This is a genomic window from Clostridium tunisiense TJ (assembly GCF_000300195.1).
GTDB classification, from domain to species: domain Bacteria; phylum Bacillota; class Clostridia; order Clostridiales; family Clostridiaceae; genus Clostridium_J; species Clostridium_J tunisiense.
This window is the reverse complement of record NZ_AMQH01000010.1, coordinates 78,330-98,934: the sequence shown is the minus strand read 5'-3', so window position 1 is coordinate 98,934 and position 20,605 is coordinate 78,330. Positions and strand designations below refer to the sequence as shown.

Genomic DNA, 20,605 nt, shown 5'->3' with positions numbered 1-20,605 from the left:
TTTTGTGAACTTATCGTTCACTAAGAATCATTTCTGATTCGGAATTAACTGGTTTTACCTTTTTCTCTGTTTAATTTTCAAAGACCAATTTTGCGCTACACTGTAGCGTTGTCACCATCTGGCGACTTTTATATCTTATCATCATTTAAAATCTTTGTCAACACTTTTTTTATTTTTAATATTTCTATCAATAATTTAAAAGTTGTTTTAAGTTTTAAGTGTTTTTCGTCCGTTCTTAAGGACAAGACATATCTTATCATAATTAATACCCTAAGTGCTGGTATAATATTTCTTGTAGCTTAAATACTATGATAATATCTAGAAATTCCTTTAAAATCCTCTTTATTTCAACTATTGATACACTTGGAAGTGTTTAGCTTGATATTTTTGTGTTTATATAAAAATAGAGACTAAAATAGATCTTTTCTATCTTAGTCTCTTGAATTTATAAGCTGTTATTCATTTGAAATATTATACTTTGTACTATATTTCATCTTCTAAATCTTTTACTTCTTCTTCAATATCATCTAGATCCTCTACTAAATAATCCTCTGTAACATCTTCACCTTCAAATTCTTCACCATTATCTAGTTCTAATGCCACATCTGATTTATCTTCTAAATTATTTTTAGATTCTTCTAGTTCCATTTCTTCATCTTTTGCATCAGTGTAATTAATCTTAGCTATAGCAACTATATTTACATCTTCACCAGTTTTCATTAGGGTAACTCCCATAGCATTTCTACTAGTTGTAGATATGTCACTTACATTAATTCTAATGATTATTCCATCACTGTTTATAAGCATCATTTCATCTAAGTTTCTAACTACTCTGGCTCCAACTAATCTACCAGTCTTTTCAGTAACTTTATAAGTTTTAAGTCCCTTTCCACCTCTTCTTTGTAGAGTGTACTCAGAAATATCCGTTCTCTTTCCAAAACCTTTTTCACTAATTACTAATAGTTCTTCATTAGGTTTTGCAATAATCATAGAAACTGCAATATCATCTTCTCTTAAGGTAATAGCTTTAACACCTGTTGCCGTCCTGCCCATTTCCCTAACATCTTTTTCATTAAAGCGTATAGAATACCCACATTTAGTTACGAATACTATTTCACTATTTCCTGTAGTAATTCTTACACCAATAAGCTCATCATTTTCCCTAAGGTTTATGGCATTTAATCCATTTTTTCTTATATGTTCATACTTATCAAGGGAAGTCTTTTTAACAACCCCCTCTTTAGTACCCATTACAAGATAGTTATCTTTATCAAAGGTTCTTAAAGATATCACTGCTTGAATAGATTCTCCTGCCTCTAAAGGAAGTATATTAACTATATTAGTTCCCTTAGATGTTCTACTACCCTCTGGAATTTCATAAGCTTTAAGCTTATAAGATTTACCTCTATTAGTGAAGAATAGAATACTATTTAAAGTTGGAGTTATTAATACATGTTCAACAAAGTCATTTTCCTTTGCATTAATACCTTGTATTCCTCTTCCCCCTCTTTTTTGTGCATTATAAGTATCTGCTGGTAATCTCTTTATATATCCAGTGTGAGTTAATGTAATAACTACATCTTCCTCATCTATTAGGTCTTCATCTTCTAAGCTATTTAAGCTTTTCTCAATAACAGTTCTTCTTTCATCACCATACTTAGTTCTTATTTCCATTAACTCATCTTTGATGATTCCTAAAAGAATTTCCTCATTTTCAAGAATTGATCTTAGATACTTTATAGTCTCTAAAACATCTGCATATTCTTGCTCTATTTTATCTCTCTCTAAACCAGTTAATCTTTGAAGTCTCATTTCAAGAATTGCTTGAGATTGTCTTTCAGAAAGGTTGAACTTACTCATTAATCCTTCCTTAGCTTCTTGAGTTGTTTTTGAACCTCTAATTAAAGCTATAACTTCATCGATATGATCTAGTGCTATTTTAAGTCCTTCTAAGATATGAGCTCTTGCCTCGGCTTTATCTAATTCAAATATAGTTCTTCTTCTTACAACATCCTTTTGATGATTTAAGTAATGAACTAGCATTTGTTTTAAGTTTAAAACTTGAGGTTCATTATCCACTAATGCAAGCATAATAACACCAAAAGTATCCTGCATTTTTGTATGCTTATACAATCTATTTAGAGTTATATTTGCATTGGCATCTCTCTTAAGCTCTATGACAATTCTCATACCTTCTCTATCAGATTCATCTCTAAGGTCTGAGATTCCATCAATTTTCTTATCTTTAACTAATTCTGCAATGTGCTCTATTAGATTTGCCTTATTAACTTGATAAGGAATTTCAGAAACTATTATTCTGTTTCTTCCGTTATGTTCTTCAATTTCACACTTAGATCTTACAAGGATTTTTCCTCTCCCTGTTTCATAAGCACTTTTTATTCCTCCCCTACCTAGGATTATACCTGCTGTAGGAAAATCTGGTCCCTTTATTTTAGTCATTAAATCACTTACTGTTACATCACTGTTTTCTATAAGCATTATTACTCCATCTATAACTTCACCTAAGTTATGTGGAGGAATATTTGTTGCCATACCAACAGCTATTCCTGATGAACCATTAACTAAAAGGTTTGGAAATCTTGATGGTAGCACTAACGGCTCTTTTTCCTCTCCATCAAAGTTTGGCCCGAAATCTACAGTCTCTTTATTGATGTCACGAAGCATTTGAGTTGTGATTTTACTCATTTTTGCCTCTGTGTATCTCATAGCTGCTGCAGAGTCTCCATCAACAGAACCAAAGTTACCATGGCCATCTACTAGTGTATATCTTATAGAGAAATCCTGTGCCATTCTAACAAGAGCATCGTATACTGAACTATCACCATGTGGGTGATACTTACCTAAAACGTCTCCGACGATTCTGGCACATTTTCTATAGCTTTTTTCTGGTGTTATTCCAAGTTCATGCATGGAAAACAATATTCTTCTATGAACAGGTTTTAAACCATCTCTAACGTCTGGTAAAGCACGACCTACTATAACACTCATAGCATAGTCTATATAAGATTTTTTCATTTCATGTCTTATATCAACGGGTAATACCCTATGTTCATTATTCATGTACTACACCCTCACTTTATTTCCTAAAGGTTAAATATCTAAATTCACAACCTTTTTAGCATTTTCTTGTATAAATTCTCTACGGGGTTCAACTTTATCTCCCATTAGTATCGTAAATATCTCATCTGCAGCCATAGCATCTTCTACAGTAACTTGAAGCAATGTTCTAACCTCTGGATTCATTGTAGTATCCCAAAGCTGCGTTGCATTCATTTCTCCAAGACCTTTATATCTTTGAATATCAGTATTACTATCTTTACCACCAAGTTCCGCAAGTAATTTTTCTAGTTCTGAGTCACTATAGGTATAATAGTCCTTTTTCGCCTTTGCCACTTTATATAATGGTGGCTGTGCAATAAACACATGACCTTGTTCTACTAGCTCTCTCATATAACGATAGAAGAAAGTTAGCAGTAAGGTTCTAATATGAGCTCCATCTACGTCCGCGTCTGTCATTATAATAATTCTATTGTATCTAAGTTTTGATACATCAAACTCTTTACCTATTCCCGCTCCAAAGGCAGTAATCATAGACCTTATAGTCTCTGAATTTAAAATTTTATCTAACCTTTGCTTTTCGATGTTCATGATTTTTCCTCTTAAAGGAAGTATAGCTTGGAATTTTCTATCCCTTCCTTGCTTTGCAGAACCTCCCGCAGAGTCTCCCTCAACAATGTAAATTTCACATTCCTCTGGATCCTTTGATGAACAATCTGCAAGTTTACCTGGAAGAGTAGTACTTTCAAGAACAGATTTTCTTCTTGTAAGCTCACGAGCTTTCTTAGCAGCTTCTCTTGCTCTTGCTGCATTTAATCCCTTTTCAATAATACTTTTACCTATAGCTGGGTTTTCCTCCAAGAATGCACTTACTGTATCTGAAACTATAGTTTCTACTATCCCTCTAATTTCACTATTTCCTAGCTTGGTCTTAGTTTGGCCTTCGAATTGTGGCTCTGTTAATTTTACAGATATTACAGCTGTCAATCCTTCTCTGACATCTTCTCCAGATAGGTTCTTATCAGTTTCTTTTAAGAATCCAAACTTTTTAGCATAGTCATTTAAAACTCTGGTTAAAGCCGTTTTAAATCCAACTAAGTGTGTTCCACCTTCAACAGTATCTATGTTATTTGCAAAAGAAAATAAATTTTCAATATACGTATCATTGTACTGTAGTGCTATTTCTACGGATGTGGAATCCTTCATTCCCTCTACATACAAAGGTTCATTATGAACTTTTCCTTTATTTCTGTTTAGGTACTCAACAAAGGATTTTATTCCTCCTTCGTAATGAAACACTTGCTTTTTATCATTTCTTTCATCACTTATAGTGATTTTAATGCCCTTATTTAAAAAAGCAAGTTCTCTTAATCTTTGAGATAAAGTATCATAGTCATAATCTACTTCTTCAAAGATTTCTGGGTCTGGTTTAAAATGTGTGGTTGTTCCATGGTCTTCAGTATCTCCAAGGCATTCGAAAGGAAAAGTAGTTTTTCCTCTTGAAAAACCCTGTTTCCAAATATGACCATCTCTTTTAACAATAACCTCACATAATTCAGATAGGGCATTTACAACAGATGCACCTACTCCATGAAGTCCCCCAGATACCTTATATCCTCCACCACCGAATTTTCCTCCAGCATGAAGAACTGTCATTATAACTTCGATAGTAGGAATATTCATTTTAGGATGTATTCCTACCGGCATACCTCTTCCATTATCACTTACTGTAATTGAGTTATCTTCATGTATTACAACGTCTATTTGGTCACAAAACCCTTGCATTGCTTCATCTATACTATTATCAACTATTTCATATACTAGGTGGTGAAGCCCTCTTAGGCTAGTGCTACCAATATACATTCCTGGTCTTTTTCTTACCGCCTCAAGACCTTCAAGCACCTGTATCTGACTCTCATCATAAACTTCTTTATTACTCATTGGCTATCCTCCTAACTTAAACTAAGGTATCTAAAATAACACTTGAAGTATTCTATAGGTACTTTGCATTGACAAAATTAATTGTTTTGTAAGTAAATAGTCCTAATTAGTAGTTGTACTATTAATGAGTCCTATTAACCTAGTTTAATGCCAAACTACACTATGGATCTTACTAGTTATTTTAAAGATACCTAAAGCTCACAATATGCAATATCTGTTCTTTTGCTTAAAGTAGTTGAAGAGATTGGAGAAAGATATATTTTACTCTTTTTATCAACCTCTGCTATTACGAAGGATTTAGGTTTATCCTTTGTGATTCTCTCCACAAACCCATCTTCTTCTGCCATTCTTAAAAACTGACTTGTATCTGGACTATACATAGTGGCTTCTATATCAAAAATTCCTATAACATCTTTAACAGGAACCACTACATTTTCACCTAAATGCAGAAACATTGTAACCCTCCTTAGTTTATCCTTCTTCTATGGTACCATTATTAACTTTAAATATCTTAAATACTTCACTCTTTAAATTCCCTTTAATATCATTAAAGCCCGTACAGGTAATTAAAGTCTGTACATTTTTAATTGAACTTAATATATATTCTTGCCTTTTTGTATCAAGTTCAGACAATACATCATCTAAAAGAAGAAGAGGATATTCACCAGTGAGCTCCTTAATAATATAAAGTGACGCGAACTTAATTGAAAGAACAGAGGTTCTTTGCTGTCCCTGAGAACCAAATATCTTTACATCCATTCCATTTATAAGAATAGATAAATCATCTCTATGTGGACCCACAGAAGTAACTTTTCTTTCAATATCTCTTTTTCTATTATTAATTAATGAGCTATAAATTTCACCTTTAACATCTTCCACTAACTTTAAAGCTGTTATATATTTAAATTCTATACTCTCTCTATTTTGAGTAATATCCTTATGTATGCCACTTCCATGGTGATTTAGCATTTTAATATAGCTTAATCGCTCTCTAACTATATAAGCACCTAACTCAGAAAGTTGAACATCATATATGTCTAGCATATCTGGATTGCTATTATACCTTTTAAGTACCATATTTCTCTCATTAAGAACTTTTTTATACATGGATAAACTATAATAATACCTTGAATTTAACTTACAAAGCTCTATATCCAAAAATTTTCTTCTATGTGAGGGTGAATCTTTTATTATACTTAAATCCTCTGGGGAGAACATAACCACATTTAGTACTCCAACTAATTCTTGAAGCTTAGTTATTTTAATTGAATTTATATTAATCCCCTTTTTTCCCTCTTTGAAAATTTTGATTTGAATTTTTTTATCTAGTCTCTCTTTGGCTATATATGTTTTAATATACGCCTCTTCTTCATTCCATTTTATAAGTTCTTTATCTTTATTTGTTCTATGAGACTTCCCAATACTTGTGTAATAAAGTGCTTCTAAGATATTTGTTTTTCCTTGAGCATTATCTCCTACAAATATATTTGTTCCATTACAAAATTCAAGATTTAATTCTTTATAATTTCTAAAATTTATCAAATTCAAATATTTAACATACATAAAAACACCTATTAAAATTATATCATAATATATTAGTCAAGTGTGCAAATTTGTGGAAAATAACTATATTTAGCTACATGTACTATTTTACTACAACAATTTTAAGTTTCAAATTATTTATATTATATTCATTTAATTTCTTAAAAATCCTAAAGTACAATGAAATTTAAAAGAGGCTGTAACCTTGCAGCCTCTTTAATTTTTTATTTTACTTTATAAGTTTCACCTTGAAACTCTATTTCATCGCCTTTATATAACTTTTTTCCTCTTTGGGTTTCAGGATTACCATTTACTTTAACATCACCATTTTGTATATAAAATTTAGCTTCCGATCCTAAGGTGGCAGCTCCTGTAAACTTCAAGAAAGAATCTAGTTTTATAAATTCAGTGTTTATTTCAACCTCTACCATGTAATCACATCCTAATTATTATTTAAAAGCCTTACTGGTAACAATAAATAAGTGCTATTATCTTCATTTTTATTTTTAACAACGCAAGGAGTTACGGGAGATGTAAGTTCCATTATAACCTCATCTTCCTCCATAATTTTAAATACATCAATAAGGTATTTTGAGTTAAATGCAATTTTTATTCCTTCACCTTGCAAGTTTATGTTTACTTCTTCTCTTGCCTTTCCCAATTGAGAATTGGACGTAACAACCATTACATCATCTTCAATATCTAGCTTTACAAGATTTGTGTTTCCATCTTTGGCCATTAGGGATGCTCTTTCAACACAGCTTAACATATCTTCCCTTCTCACTGCCAATCTTAATTTATACTCTTGAGGAATAATTGAGCTATATTTAATGAATTCTCCTTCTAAAAGTCTAGAAATAACTTTAGTATTTCCAAAGTTAAATAAGATTTGATTACTAGTAAAGGTAATTTGAACCTCATCATCACTATCATTTAGTATTTTAGAGATTTCATTTAAGGTTTTTCCTGGAATAACAGCTTCTCTGTTGTTATCACAATCTATATTTTCGCTTCTAAAGGCTACTCTATATCCATCAAGAGCAACTAAGTTTAATCTTTTTTCCTTTATTTCAAACAAAACTCCTGTAAGTATTGGCCTAGTATCATCCTGAGAAATAGCAAAAATAGTTGATTTTATCATATTCTTTAGGTTTTTTTGAGATATTGACAATACTACATCCTCATCAACTACTGGCAAATTTGGATATTCATCTGCATTCATATGTATTAACTGAACAGTAGATTTCTGGCAAATAATTTCAATATTATTATTTTCTATTGAAGTAACTTCTATTGGAGCATTAGGTAGCTTTCTAACTATTTCTCCAAAAAGTCTAGAATCTAAGACAATTTCTCCTTCTTCTATAATATTTGCTTCTATTTTAGTTTCAATACTCACATCTATATCTGAACCTATTAGTGTAAGTGTATTATTTTTTGCTGAAATATAAATTCCTTGAAGTATAGGCATTGTAGACTTTCCAGTAATTGATTTTTGTACAGTAGATATTGCATCTTGTAATAAACTCTTTTCGGTAATAAATTTCATAAAAAAGATCCTCCTTTATACACATGAAAAAATTCTCAAAGATAGACTAGATAATAATAAAAAAATAGTAGTAATAGTAGTAGGGGCTGTGGGTTTGTGGATAAGTGCCTCAACCCTATACAAACAAACAAAATTAGTATAAAAATAATTGTGGATAAATTCCTATGCAAAATTTACATTTATCCACAATGTTAACAAGACATATATATTAACTTTTTTATTAACAGTACTGATTTGTAAATGTATCAACAGTTGTTAATTAAAGCACTTTTATTTTTGACTAATTTTTTTCGTAAGTTCTGCTACAGTAGCTTGAAGGCTGTCGTCCTTCTTTAAGCTTTGAGAGATTTTCTCATAAGCGTGGATTACTGTAGTATGATCTCTTCCACCAAATTCTTCACCAATCTTAGGCAAAGAGGTATCTGTAAGCTTTCTTGATAAGTACATGGCAATTTGCCTTGGAAAAGCTACATTTCTAGTTCTTCTTGAAGATTTAAAGTCATCTATTTTTAGTCCATAATAAGATGAAACTATATCTTGAATTAGTTCTATTGTAATTTGTTTTGCATTTTTATTTGAAATAATATCTTTAAGTGCTTCAGAGGCTAACTCTACACTTATTTCCTTGTTAGTTAGTGAAGAATAAGCAACTATTCTTATTAATGCACCTTCTAATTCTCTAATATTGGACTTTATATGAGTTGCAATATAAACCATTACTTCATTTGGTACATTAAGATTTTCTACGTCGGCTTTTTTCTTTAGTATTGCAATTCTAGTCTCAAAATCTGGTGCTTGTATATCAGCAATAAGTCCCCATTCGAATCTTGAACGCAGCCTGTCCTCTAATGTATGAATTTCTTTTGGGGGTCTATCACTGGATAGAATTATTTGTTTACTTGCCTCATGTAAAGTATTAAAAGTATGGAAAAACTCCTCTTGAGTACGCTCTTTTCCAGCAATAAATTGAACGTCATCTATTAATAGTACATCTACATTTCTGTACTTACTTCTAAACTCTTCATTTTTATCGTCTTTTATAGAGTTAATAAGCTCATTTGTAAATTTCTCTGAAGACACGTAAACAACTTTAGATTTTGGATTTACGTTTTGAATATAATGTCCTATGGCATGCATTAAGTGAGTTTTTCCAAGTCCAACTCCCCCATAAATAAATAAAGGATTATAGGCCTTGGCTGGAGATTCAGCAACGGCAAGGGATGCAGCATGAGCAAATCGATTGCTATTACCGATGACGAAGGAATCAAAAGTATACTTTGGATTTAGTGTAGCAGACATTTCATCATTAACTACTAATGTAGGTTTTGATCCAGGTGGCTTTTTATTAGGCTCCAATTCAACAGCTTCTTCTGATAAAATGAAAAATTCAATATTGTAAGATTTATTAAATACTGCTTGTATAGAATTCTTTATTAAGTCTTTATATCTATTTTCAAGTATATCTTTTGTAAAGTTGTTAGGAACACCTAATTTTATAGTAGTATCACTTATTGCTACTGGCTCGATGCTTTTTATCCAAGTATTAAAACTTACTTCGGTAAGCTCGCCCTTAAGTGTATTTAAGGTTTTGTCCCATATTTCTCTTACCTGGGTGTTCATTTCACATCCTCCCGTTCTATGAAAAAAATTATTTAAATAAGTAGAAAAAAATATTAACATAAAACTAACAACAAATAAACAATAATATCAACAATTTTATGACACATTTAGAGTTGTTGACAAATGGCAAAAAAATTATTCACATGTTTATAATTTTATGGATAACTATAATTGCAAAAAGTTATTAACATATGTACTAATAATAATTACTAACATTATTAAGTTGCATAAAATCAAGGAATTTAGTCTATAATATCTTAATGAAAATGAGTAATATACAACAAAGAAACAAGTTATACACAGAATTATCAACAAGCTGTGCATAACTTTTTCTAGTATAAGTTATTAACAGTTATGATTACATGATATCAAAACTTAAAAGGCTATTCAAGAAGTTATCCACAAAAAAACATATAACTTATATATTTTATCAACAAATTTCTGTAAAAACTAACAATTATTTGTCACAACAGGTGTCTTGACATTAACAAACCTTGACTATATAATCTAATAGTAAAACGATAAAATAGTAATAACATATTGCTATAAATATAGGAAAAAACAGAAGGGGGTGGAGCACATGTTCATGACATACCAACCTAAAAAGAAACAAAGAAAAAAAGAACATGGATTTAGAAAGAGAATGAGCACTAAGTCTGGAAGAAACGTTCTTAAAAGAAGAAGACTTAAAGGAAGAAAAAGATTGACAGCATAAGGGCCGCAGATGTGGCCTTTTTCTGCAACTTAAAAAGTTACCTTAAGAAAGTAGGACGCAACTTAAAATGAAAGAAGATAGATTAAGAAAAAATCCTGAATTTAGATTAGTATATAGAAGAGGTAAGTCTTTTTCAAATGCTCTATTAGTACTATACATTTTTAGAAATAACAAGAATATAAATAGAGTAGGAATTTCCGTAAGTAAAAAAGTAGGTAAAAGTGTAGTAAGAAGCAGAGTGAAAAGGTTAATAAGTGAAAGTTTCAGATTAAATAAACAAGGATTGAGACAAGGATATGATCTAGTTTTTGTTGCAAGAACTGCTTCTAATAGTAAAGCTTATAAAGAAATAGAAAGTTCAGTAAGGGACTTATTGAGGAAATCAGGTCTTAATAATGTTGAAAAAAATATTACTAAAAGTAATTAAAATTTATAGAAAGTACATATCACCACTGAAGGCACCTTGTTGCATTTATGTGCCTACTTGTTCTGAGTATGCAGTAGAAGCAATAGAAAAATATGGAGCTATAAAAGGTGGTTTTATGGCAATGAAAAGAATTTTAAGATGCCATCCATATCACAAGGGTGGTTATGACCCAGTAAAATAAAATATTAGGAGGGTTTTAATTTTGACAAATTTCTTATCTGGTATTTTTATACAATTTTTTAATGCCATTCATAATTTAGTTGAAGGCATTATAGCAAATCCAGACATTTCCTTCGGTGTGACTATAATAGTGTTTACTATTATCATAAGAGTATTATTATTACCATTAAGTTTAAAACAAACCAAATCCACAGTAAAGATGAGTGCTATTCAGCCAGAAGTAAAGAAAATTCAAGAAAAATATAAGAAGGATCCTCAAAAAGCACAACAAGAAGTTATGAAAATTTATAAAGAAAATGATGTAAGTCCAATGGGTGGATGTCTACCTATGCTTATTCAGTTTCCAATATTAATTGCTCTTTTTTATGTATTTCAACATATCGACTATCAAGGAGCAGGATTTTTATGGCTTACTGATTTAACAAAATCAGATCCGTTATATATATTACCAGTACTTTCAGGAATAACTACCTATTTTTCTACTAGATCAATGCAAGGTAGTGCGGATGAGGCTGCTGCTAAGCAAGCTTCAACAATGAATATAGGTATGTCTATATTCTTCACCTTTATGTCCTTTAAGTTTGCTGGAGCATTAGTACTTTATTGGGTTATTAATAATGGAATTCAATTACTACAAAATTTATTGTTAAAAAAAGAATATAAAAAACCAGAAGTATTATAATTTATAGCCTATTTAAATAGTGGAAAGGCGGTGCCTAGGGTATGAAAACTATAGAAAGCATGGGGAAAACTACTGAAGATGCTATTAAAAATGCATTATCAGAGTTAAAGGTTACTGAAGATAAAGTTACTATTGAAATTTTAGAAGAAGGTAGCAAAGGATTTTTAAATATAATTGGTGTTAAACCAGCTAAAGTTAGAGTCACTGTTAAGAGAGATTATATTTCAGAAGCTAATAATTTTTTAAGAGAAGTTTTAAATTCTATGAAAATTAAGGCCGAAATAAAAATCAAAGAAGAAAACAATGATATAAAAATCAACTTAGTTGGTCCTAATATGGGGATTTTAATAGGCTATAGAGGAGAAACACTAGATTCTCTTCAATATTTAGTAAGCTTGGTTGTAAATAAAGACCATAACATTGAATATAAGAGAGTAATTCTAGATACAGAGAATTATAGATTCAATAGACAAGAAACTTTAAAGAAACTTGCATCTAAAATGGCGTATAAGGTTAGAGTTGGAGGAAAAACTTTAAAATTAGAGCCTATGAATCCATATGAAAGAAGAGTAATACATTCTACATTGCAAAGTGACCCTTATGTTAAAACATATAGTGAGGGTGACGAACCTTATAGAAGAGTTGTTATTGAATTAAAGAAAGCCTAAAGGCTTTCTTTTTATTATGTTTGGATAATAAAAGTGATAATTTGGGAAATTTCAGATTAATTATGGGTTATTACCTATGAAAGAATGCAATAAATTAATGACATAGTTAAAAGGATAATTTATAATAAGTTTTGTATAAAGCAAACTAGCAATGAATATGCATATTGCTAGTTTAATTTATATTTTTATAAGGAACTTATAGGATATAAGTGGAAATAAGGGACAAAATATGAGTAGCTAGTATTTAAGTGTGTAGTAGGTTTTAACTATACATAAAATGAAAAATAAATAGTAATCATGTAGTTGACCTAGATCCAAAAGGTATAAGGATATAGAGATATAAATATATCTTTATAAGAATATATAGTGTTTAAGCGGATTACAGCCTATTAATAAGATGTAAGTATATGAAAATAAGGAAGTGATTAATGCTTAAATTATTGAGCATAATTAATTTAACTTAACCTTATAGGCTTGAATAATGAAGAGATATAACTACAGTATAGATATTTTCACAAATAGGAGTGATAAGAATGAAGGATTTTGATACTATTGCAGCTATAGCGACTAGCTTAGGTGAAGGTGGCATTGCTATTATTAGGGTATCAGGAGATAAGGCATTATCAATTGTTTCGAAGATTTTCAGAGGAAGAAATGATAAAAGTATTGAACATATTAAAACTTATACAATGAGATATGGATATATTGTTGATGAAAACAATGAACATATCGATGAGGTTATAGTATCCTTTATGAAAGGTCCAAGAAGTTTTACAGCAGAGGATACAATTGAAATTAATTGCCATGGTGGAGTAGTAGCTACAAATAAGATTTTAGAACAAGTAATTAAAAATGGAGCTAGACTAGCAGAGCCAGGGGAATTTACTAAGAGAGCATTTTTAAATGGAAGAATAGATCTATCTCAAGCAGAGGCTGTTATTGATATTATCAGAGCTAAAACAGATCTTAGTATGAAATCAGCACTTATACAAAGTGAGGGTGGAGTATCCAAGGAAATTAGAAGGCTTAGAGAAACTTTACTTTCTACCATTGCTCATATTGAAGCTACTGTAGACTACCCAGAGGATGATTTAGAAGAAGTTACTGCAGAAATGGCTGCTAAGCACTTAATAGAAATTAAAAGTGAAATAGAAGAGCTTATTGATACTTCAGAGGAAGGTAAGATACTAAGAGAAGGATTAAGTACAGTAATAGTTGGAAAGCCAAATGTAGGTAAATCCTCCCTATTAAATGCTCTAACAAAAGAAAATAGAGCTATAGTAACAGATGTTCCAGGTACTACAAGAGATGTTATAGAAGAATACATAAACATATCTGGAGTTCCAATAAAAATAATTGATACTGCAGGTATTAGGGAAACAGAAGATGTAGTGGAAAAAATCGGAGTTGAAAAATCAAAGGAAAAAATAGATGAAGCTGATTTAATACTTCTAATATTAGATACTAGCAGACAGTTAGATGAAGAAGATAAGGAAATAATGGGATATATTAAAGATAAAAAATATATAGTGTTATTAAATAAATCTGATTTGGATGGTAAAATAAATAAAGAAGAGTTAAGTGTTCTTAACCCTAAATATATGATTAATATTTCAGCTAAAACTGGAGAAGGAATTAAGGAAGTAAAGGCTGCAATTAAAGAATTATTTTTCAAAGGTGAAATAAACGCAAACAATATTATTATAACTAATACTCGTCATAAAGAAGCTTTATTTAGAGCTAATGAAAGTATAGCTAGTGCTATAGAGGTTTTAAATAATACTTTTGCCATAGACTTAGCTTCTATAGATATTAGAAATGCTTGGTCCTATTTAGGTGAAATAACTGGAGATTCTCTTGAGGAGAATATAATAGATAAGATATTTAAAGAATTTTGTTTAGGAAAGTAGGTGAATCTATGAAGTATTTTGCTGGAGATTACGATGTAGTTGTAATTGGAGCAGGTCATGCAGGATGTGAAGCTGCTCTGGCTACTGCTAGAATGAACTGTAAAACTCTAATGTGTACTTTAAATTTAGATAGTGTAGCTTTTATGCCATGTAACCCTAATATTGGGGGAACAGCTAAGGGTCATTTGGTGAGGGAAATAGATGCATTAGGTGGGGAGATGGGCATTAATATTGACCAAACCTACATTCAATCGAGAATGCTAAACACCTCTAAGGGACCAGCGGTACATTCTTTAAGAGCTCAAGCAGATAAAAAGAGGTACTCTGAAAGAATGAAGCATGTGATTGAAAAAGAGCCTAATTTGTATTTAAAACAGCTTGAAGTTGTAAGCATAGATGTAGAAGACAATAAAGTTAAAGGTGTTCTCACAAGGCATGGAGCTTATTTCAATTGCAAGGCAGTAATTTTAACTAGTGGTACATATTTAAAGTCTCAGGTTATTATTGGAGAAGTAACTTTAAATGAAGGACCTAGCGGATTATTTCCTGCCAATGAGCTTTCAAGCTCCTTAGAAAACTTAGGAATTTCTCTAAGAAGATTTAAAACAGGAACACCAGCTAGGGTCAATAGAAGATCAGTAGACTTTTCAAAGATGGAGGAGCAAAGAGGCGATGAAAAGGTAGTGCCTTTTTCCTTTATTAGTGAAAATATTGAAAGACCTCAAGTATCATGTTATTTAACTTACACTAATGAAAATACTCATGAGGTTATAATGAAGAATATCCATCGATCTCCTCTATATAATGGATCTATAAAAAGTACAGGACCAAGATATTGTCCTTCCATAGAGGATAAAGTAATGAGATTTAGGGATAAGGAAAGACATCAGTTGTTTGTTGAGCCAGAAGGCGAGTATACTGAAGAATTATACCTTCAGGGAATGAGTAGTTCCCTTCCAGAGGATGTTCAAATTGAGATGCTTAAAACAATTCCTGGCCTTGAAAATGTAGAGATGATGAGAACAGCTTATGCTATAGAGTACGACTGTATTGATCCAACTCAACTAAAACTATCCTTAGAATTCAAACATATTGAAGGTTTCTTTTCAGCAGGGCAGGTAAATGGAAGTTCAGGATATGAAGAAGCTGCTGGACAAGGAATATTAGCTGGAATAAATGCAGCTCTTAAACTTCAAAATAAAGAACCTCTAATTTTAAGTAGATCGGATGCATATATTGGTGTTTTAGTTGATGATTTGGTTACTAAAGGCACTAATGAGCCTTACAGAATGATGACTTCCCGATCAGAGTATAGATTGCTTTTAAGACAGGATAATGCTGATTTAAGGTTAACTGAGGTTGGATATGAGGTTGGACTTGTTACAGGGGAAAGATATAAAAGATTTATAGAGAAGAAGGAAGCAATAGATAAAGAACTTAGCAGAATAAAAGCTCTACAAATCACAAATAAAAAAGAGGTAAATGAATTTTTAGAAAGCAAGGGTTCTGTGGCATTAAGAAAACCAATAAGTCTATATGAACTAATTAAGCGTTCAGAGTTAGATTATTATAGTGTAGCAGATTTAGACCCAGAGAGAAGAGAACTTAATGATTCAGTAAAAGAGCAAGTTAATATAACCTCAAAATATGAGGGTTATATAACAAAACAATTAGAACAAATTAATCAATTTAAAAAGTATGAGGAAAAAATCATACCTGAAGACTTAGATTATAACCAAATTAAAGGTTTAAGAATAGAAGCAATCCAAAAGCTACATAATATTAGACCAATTAGTATAGGGCAAGCATCTAGAATTTCAGGAGTTTCTCCTGCAGATATTTCGGTTCTTCTTATATACTTAGAGCAAAGAAATAGAATTATTAATGAGAATAATAAAGAGAAGAGTGAGTAGGCCGCTTTGGAGGTATTTATGAAGTATTATGATATTTTAAATGAAGCTAGTAATAATGAAGGATTAGAGCTTAATGAAGATAAATACAATAAGTTTATTAAATATAAAGAGCTTATTAAAGAATGGAACGAGAAAGTTAATTTAACTGCTATTACAGAAGATGATGAAATAATTCAAAAACATTTTATTGATTCAATTAAGGTTTTTAAGTGTGAAGAGCTTAAGAATGCAAGGAAAATTATCGATATAGGTACTGGAGGGGGATTTCCGGGAATACCTATGAAGATAATTAATCCAGCTTCTAAAATTGTACTTTTGGATTCATTAAATAAAAGAATAAACTTCTTAAATGAAGTTATTAGAGAATTAGGTCTAGAAAATATAGATACCATACATGGCAGAGCAGAAGACTTTGCACAAGAAGCAAAGTATAGAGAAAAATTTGATGCGGCAGTTTCTCGTGCGGTAGCAAATTTAGCAGTGCTTAGTGAATTCTGCTTACCTTATGTAAAGGTTGGGGGATATTTTGTGGCTTTGAAGGGTCCAGCTATAGATGAAGAGATGAAGGATGCGAAAAATGCTATAAAGTTACTAGGTGGAGAAGTAGAAAGAATTCTAAAGGTGGATATTGAAGGAAGCGACTTAAATCACAATTTAGTCGTAATTAAGAAGATTAAGGAGACTCCTAAGAAATATCCACGAAAAGCTGGAATGGTAACTAAAAATCCTCTAAAATAATGTAAAATAATATTTGTTAAATTATAAGAAAAAAGAAGGGATTTTGAAGTTTATATAGAATTGTAAATATAAGGAAATATACAGAGGGATGGTACATTATGGAAAAAAATGTTAATTTTATATCTACAGAGTTAATAGCTCCAAATACTTATCAACCTAGGAAAGTATTTAATGACAACACTATAGAGGAACTTGCTCAATCCATTAAGGTTTATGGTATAATTCAACCACTTACAGTTAGAAAACTTGATGAGAATAATTATGAGCTTGTAGCAGGAGAAAGGAGACTTAGAGCGGCAAAACTTGCTGGTTTATCTGAAGTTCCTGCAATAATTGTAGATATAAGTGATAAGGATTCAGCTGCCATTGCACTTTTAGAAAATTTACAAAGAGAAGATTTAAATTTTTATGAGGAAGCCTTAGCTTATTATAATTTAATTCAAGATCATTCTTATACTCAAGAGCAATTAGCTCAAACCATTGGAAAAAAGCAATCTACTATTGCTAATAAGTTAAGAATTTTAAAATTACAACCCGATATAACAAATACAATAATTGAAAATAAACTAACTGAGCGTCATGCAAGAGCATTATTAAAGTTACCTACTGTAGAACTACAAAAAGAGGTATTAGAAAAGGTAATTGAAAGGTCTTTGAATGTAAAAAATACTGAAGACCTAATTGAAAAAGAACTTTTAAAGCTAGCAAATGGAGAAGTAGCTGCAGATGGAAAGAAAAGAATAAAAGGAATTTTTAATGCAGCAATATATGTAAACACTGTAAAGCAAGTGTTCGATAAATATGGAATTGATGCTAAATATAGATCAAAAGAATTAGAAGATAGTATTGAAGTTACTATTACAATTCAAAAAAAATAAGTAAAAGACATATGTTTCATGTGAAACATATGTCTTTTATTATCTTTTAAAATAAATTTTTGTAATATTATATAATAAGTACTTTAATAAATTTTATTAAAAAGATATAATAATTAATATAAACTATAATTATATTAATTTTAGTAGTAAAAAAGGGCAACGGTTAACCCTTTTTATATTTTAGATACTAACTTAAGGATGAACAGTTTATACAATTCAAATTAATATGAACTTTATATGAAAGTTGCAATAGTAGTTTTATATAATAGTATCTAAAGCAACTTATATTAAGTAGAATGCAAAAATCTATATACTTGGTATAATACTATGCATTCTATAAAAGTTTAAAATATGATTGGGGGTTAGGGTTGTGAAGGTAATATGCGTTTTTAATCAAAAGGGAGGAGTAGGTAAAACTACTACCAATATTAATTTATGCTCATATCTTGCTATGAATGGGTACAGGGTTTTGGTTATTGACATTGACCCTCAAGGGAACACTACTAGTGGGTTAGGATTCGATAAAAGAGCCTTAGATTCCTCTATGTATGATGTACTCACATCAGATACACCGCTAAAGGAAGTTATAAGAAAATGTGAGGTTGTAGAGAACTTTTATATAGCACCCTCAACCATGCAACTTGCAGCGGCAGAAGTAGAATTAATAAATACTAAAAACAGAGAAACAATTTTTAAAAGAAAGTTAGAAGAGCTTGGGGAGGAATATGATTATATATTTATAGATTGCCCTCCATCATTAGGGATACTAACTATTAATGCATTAACAGCGGCTCATTCTGTTCTTATACCAATTCAGTGTGAATTTTATGCACTTGAAGGAGTAAGCCAGTTAGTTAATACTGTGCAGCTTATTAAGAAGTCTTTAAACAAATCCTTGGAAATTGAAGGAGTTGTAATGAGTATGTACGATGCAAGAACAAAGCTTTCTAATGAAGTGGTAAATGAAGTGAAAAAGTACTTTAAAGAAAAGGTATATGATACTACTATCCCTAGAAATATTAGGTTAGCAGAGTCTCCTAGTTTCGGACTTCCAATAATGCTTTACGATGATAAGTGTAAAGGTGCTGAAGCTTTTGAGGAACTTGCAAATGAATTTTTAAAAAGACAAGGGGGAAAGTAGTATGATGAAGAAGTCTGCTTTAGGCAAAGGGTTAGCATCTTTAATACCTGAAGACAATTTTGATAATGACGATAGTAATGCAGTGCTAAAGATGTCAATTAACTCAATAAGACCAAATGAAAATCAACCAAGAAAGTACTTTGATCCAGAAAAAATAATGGAACTTGCGGAATCAATCAAAGAACACGGAATAATTCAACCTATTGTTTTAAAGAAGGATGGAGATATATATACAATTATTGCTGGTGAGAGAAGATGGAGAGCAGCAAAATCTATTGGGCTAAAGGAAGTTCCGGTTGTTATTATGGACTTATCTGACAAGCAAGTGCTGGAAGTTTCCCTTATTGAAAATATAATTAGGGAAGATTTAAATCCTATTGAAGAAGCATTAGCCTACAAAAAATTAATTAAGGACTTTGATTTAACTCAAGAGGAAATAAGTAAGAAGGTTTCGAAATCCAGAAGTGCTATAGCAAACTGTATGAGGTTGTTAAATTTAGATAAGAGAGTTCAGGATTACTTAATTGATGGAGTAATATCTGAGGGACATGGTAGAGCTATACTTGGTGTGGAAGATAACAATACTCAGTATGAAATTGCTCAAAAAGTAATTGATGAAGATCTAAATGTTAGGCAAACCGAAAGATTAATAAAAGTTTATGGGAATAATAAAGTAAAAAATGAAAAGAAGAACACATTAAATCCTTATCACAAAGATATTGCAAGTAAATTAGAAGGATATTTTAATACTAAGGTTGTATTAAGTGAAAAGAGTAATAATAAAGGTAAGATTGAGATAGAATATTATTCTGAAGATGATTTACAAAGAATATTAGAATTACTAAAGCTGTAATGTTTCACATGAAACAAAAGATAGGAAGGATGAGAAATAAATAATGGACAATATATTAACCTTTATTAGCGAGTTTCAAATATACATAACAATTGCATTGTGTGCATTGGTTTTTGTTTTAATTATAATAGTAATTATATGTTTAACAGCATTAAATAAGGTAGAGCGAAAATATAAAAAGCTTATGAGAGGAACTAATAGTAAGAATTTAGAGGACTTATTAATTAACTATTTAGAAAAAGTTGATGAAGTAAAAGCGATTTCAGATGAGGTAAAGGCTGTTTGCGATGAAACTGCAAGGGTAACAACAAACTGTATTCAAAAAGTTTCTATGATAAGATACAAGGCCTTTGAGGATATTGGAAGTGATTTAAGCTATTCTATAGCATTACTTGATGGAAATAACAATGGTGTTCTTATAACAAGTATTTATGGAAGAAATGAGAGCACAACTTATGCTAAGCCAGTAGATAAAGGAATTTCTAGATATGATTTGTCTGAAGAAGAGAAAAAAGTTTTACATCAGGCAATTAATACAAGGTAGAAATTGAAGAATCAAATTATTTTGTATTCATTTAAGTAAATTCATTGGTAGATCATAATAGAGCGGTTATAAAACATTAATAAGAGTTCACAAAACAAAACTCCTATCAGTTTAAATGATAGGAGTTTTGTTTTAGAATTTTATAGTATAAAAAGAAAGTAATTTCAATAGAATTTAATAAAATAGCTATTACTTTAAGATAAACAAACAGTTAATTAGTTTAGCA

19 protein-coding genes are annotated in these 20,605 nt (G+C 30.7%); 12 read left to right on the top strand and 7 right to left on the bottom strand.

The features are described from left to right. Positions 1–483: 483 nt before the first annotated feature. The 7 genes from gyrA to dnaA all read right to left on the bottom strand — a co-directional run bounded on the left by gyrA (position 484) and on the right by dnaA (position 9,730). Positions 484–3,081, bottom strand: coding sequence for a DNA gyrase subunit A (gene gyrA, locus C661_RS0109960; RefSeq protein ID WP_017415164.1), 2,598 nt, complete (start codon positions 3,079–3,081; stop codon positions 484–486). A 30-nt stretch (positions 3,082–3,111) separates the two neighbouring features. Then, the gene (gene gyrB / locus C661_RS0109955; protein WP_017415163.1) at positions 3,112–5,019 is read right to left on the bottom strand and encodes a DNA topoisomerase (ATP-hydrolyzing) subunit B; all 1,908 of its coding nucleotides are present in this window, start codon (positions 5,017–5,019) and stop codon (positions 3,112–3,114) included. 191 nt (positions 5,020–5,210) lie between these two features. Further along, complete coding sequence (gene remB, locus C661_RS0109950; protein WP_017415162.1) at positions 5,211–5,474, bottom strand: extracellular matrix regulator RemB; 264 nt, start codon at positions 5,472–5,474, stop codon at positions 5,211–5,213. A 16-nt stretch (positions 5,475–5,490) separates the two neighbouring features. Continuing rightward, on the bottom strand, positions 5,491–6,582 hold the full coding sequence (gene recF / locus C661_RS0109945; RefSeq protein ID WP_017415161.1) for a DNA replication/repair protein RecF: 1,092 nt from the start codon (positions 6,580–6,582) through the stop codon (positions 5,491–5,493). Positions 6,583–6,785: 203 nt separating this feature from the next. Next, the gene (gene yaaA, locus C661_RS0109940) at positions 6,786–6,992 is read right to left on the bottom strand and encodes a S4 domain-containing protein YaaA (protein WP_017415160.1); all 207 of its coding nucleotides are present in this window, start codon (positions 6,990–6,992) and stop codon (positions 6,786–6,788) included. Between the two features lie 11 nt (positions 6,993–7,003). After that, positions 7,004–8,110, bottom strand: a complete 1,107-nt coding sequence (gene dnaN, locus C661_RS0109935; protein WP_017415159.1) for a DNA polymerase III subunit beta — start codon at positions 8,108–8,110, stop codon at positions 7,004–7,006. A gap of 270 nt (positions 8,111–8,380) precedes the next feature. After that, on the bottom strand, positions 8,381–9,730 hold the full coding sequence (gene dnaA / locus C661_RS0109930) for a chromosomal replication initiator protein DnaA (RefSeq protein ID WP_017415158.1): 1,350 nt from the start codon (positions 9,728–9,730) through the stop codon (positions 8,381–8,383). Between the two features lie 580 nt (positions 9,731–10,310). Between dnaA and rpmH the strand changes: the two genes are divergently transcribed. The 12 genes from rpmH to C661_RS0109870 all read left to right on the top strand — a co-directional run bounded on the left by rpmH (position 10,311) and on the right by C661_RS0109870 (position 20,379). Continuing rightward, entirely contained in the window at positions 10,311–10,445 is a 135-nt protein-coding gene (rpmH, locus tag C661_RS0109925; protein ID WP_017415157.1) for a 50S ribosomal protein L34, read from the top strand. 67 nt (positions 10,446–10,512) lie between these two features. Beyond that, entirely contained in the window at positions 10,513–10,872 is a 360-nt protein-coding gene (gene rnpA, locus C661_RS0109920; RefSeq protein ID WP_017415156.1) for a ribonuclease P protein component, read from the top strand. Further along, complete coding sequence (gene yidD, locus C661_RS0109915; RefSeq protein WP_017415155.1) at positions 10,841–11,053, top strand: membrane protein insertion efficiency factor YidD; 213 nt, start codon at positions 10,841–10,843, stop codon at positions 11,051–11,053. The genes rnpA and yidD overlap by 32 nt, the downstream gene beginning before the upstream one ends. Positions 11,054–11,074: 21 nt before the next feature. Then, positions 11,075–11,734, top strand: coding sequence for a membrane protein insertase YidC (gene yidC / locus C661_RS0109910; RefSeq protein ID WP_017415154.1), 660 nt, complete (start codon positions 11,075–11,077; stop codon positions 11,732–11,734). 41 nt (positions 11,735–11,775) lie between these two features. Continuing rightward, a complete protein-coding gene (gene jag / locus C661_RS0109905) occupies positions 11,776–12,402 on the top strand; it encodes an RNA-binding cell elongation regulator Jag/EloR (RefSeq protein WP_017415153.1) in 627 nt (208 codons plus the stop codon). Between the two features lie 533 nt (positions 12,403–12,935). After that, positions 12,936–14,312, top strand: a complete 1,377-nt coding sequence (gene mnmE, locus C661_RS0109900; RefSeq protein ID WP_017415152.1) for a tRNA uridine-5-carboxymethylaminomethyl(34) synthesis GTPase MnmE — start codon at positions 12,936–12,938, stop codon at positions 14,310–14,312. A gap of 8 nt (positions 14,313–14,320) precedes the next feature. Continuing rightward, a complete protein-coding gene (mnmG, locus tag C661_RS0109895; protein ID WP_026051005.1) occupies positions 14,321–16,225 on the top strand; it encodes a tRNA uridine-5-carboxymethylaminomethyl(34) synthesis enzyme MnmG in 1,905 nt (634 codons plus the stop codon). An 18-nt stretch (positions 16,226–16,243) separates the two neighbouring features. Next, positions 16,244–16,963, top strand: a complete 720-nt coding sequence (gene rsmG, locus C661_RS0109890) for a 16S rRNA (guanine(527)-N(7))-methyltransferase RsmG (protein ID WP_017415150.1) — start codon at positions 16,244–16,246, stop codon at positions 16,961–16,963. Positions 16,964–17,061: 98 nt separating this feature from the next. Continuing rightward, on the top strand, positions 17,062–17,841 hold the full coding sequence (gene noc, locus C661_RS0109885) for a nucleoid occlusion protein (protein WP_017415149.1): 780 nt from the start codon (positions 17,062–17,064) through the stop codon (positions 17,839–17,841). A 370-nt stretch (positions 17,842–18,211) separates the two neighbouring features. Then, positions 18,212–18,982: a ParA family protein gene (locus tag C661_RS0109880; RefSeq protein ID WP_017415148.1), complete on the top strand. Its 771-nt coding sequence runs from the start codon at positions 18,212–18,214 to the stop codon at positions 18,980–18,982. Position 18,983: 1 nt separating this feature from the next. After that, on the top strand, positions 18,984–19,835 hold the full coding sequence (locus C661_RS0109875; protein ID WP_017415147.1) for a ParB/RepB/Spo0J family partition protein: 852 nt from the start codon (positions 18,984–18,986) through the stop codon (positions 19,833–19,835). Positions 19,836–19,878: 43 nt separating this feature from the next. Next, a complete protein-coding gene (locus C661_RS0109870; RefSeq protein WP_017415146.1) occupies positions 19,879–20,379 on the top strand; it encodes a DUF4446 family protein in 501 nt (166 codons plus the stop codon). The last annotated feature ends 226 nt before the right edge of the window (positions 20,380–20,605 follow it).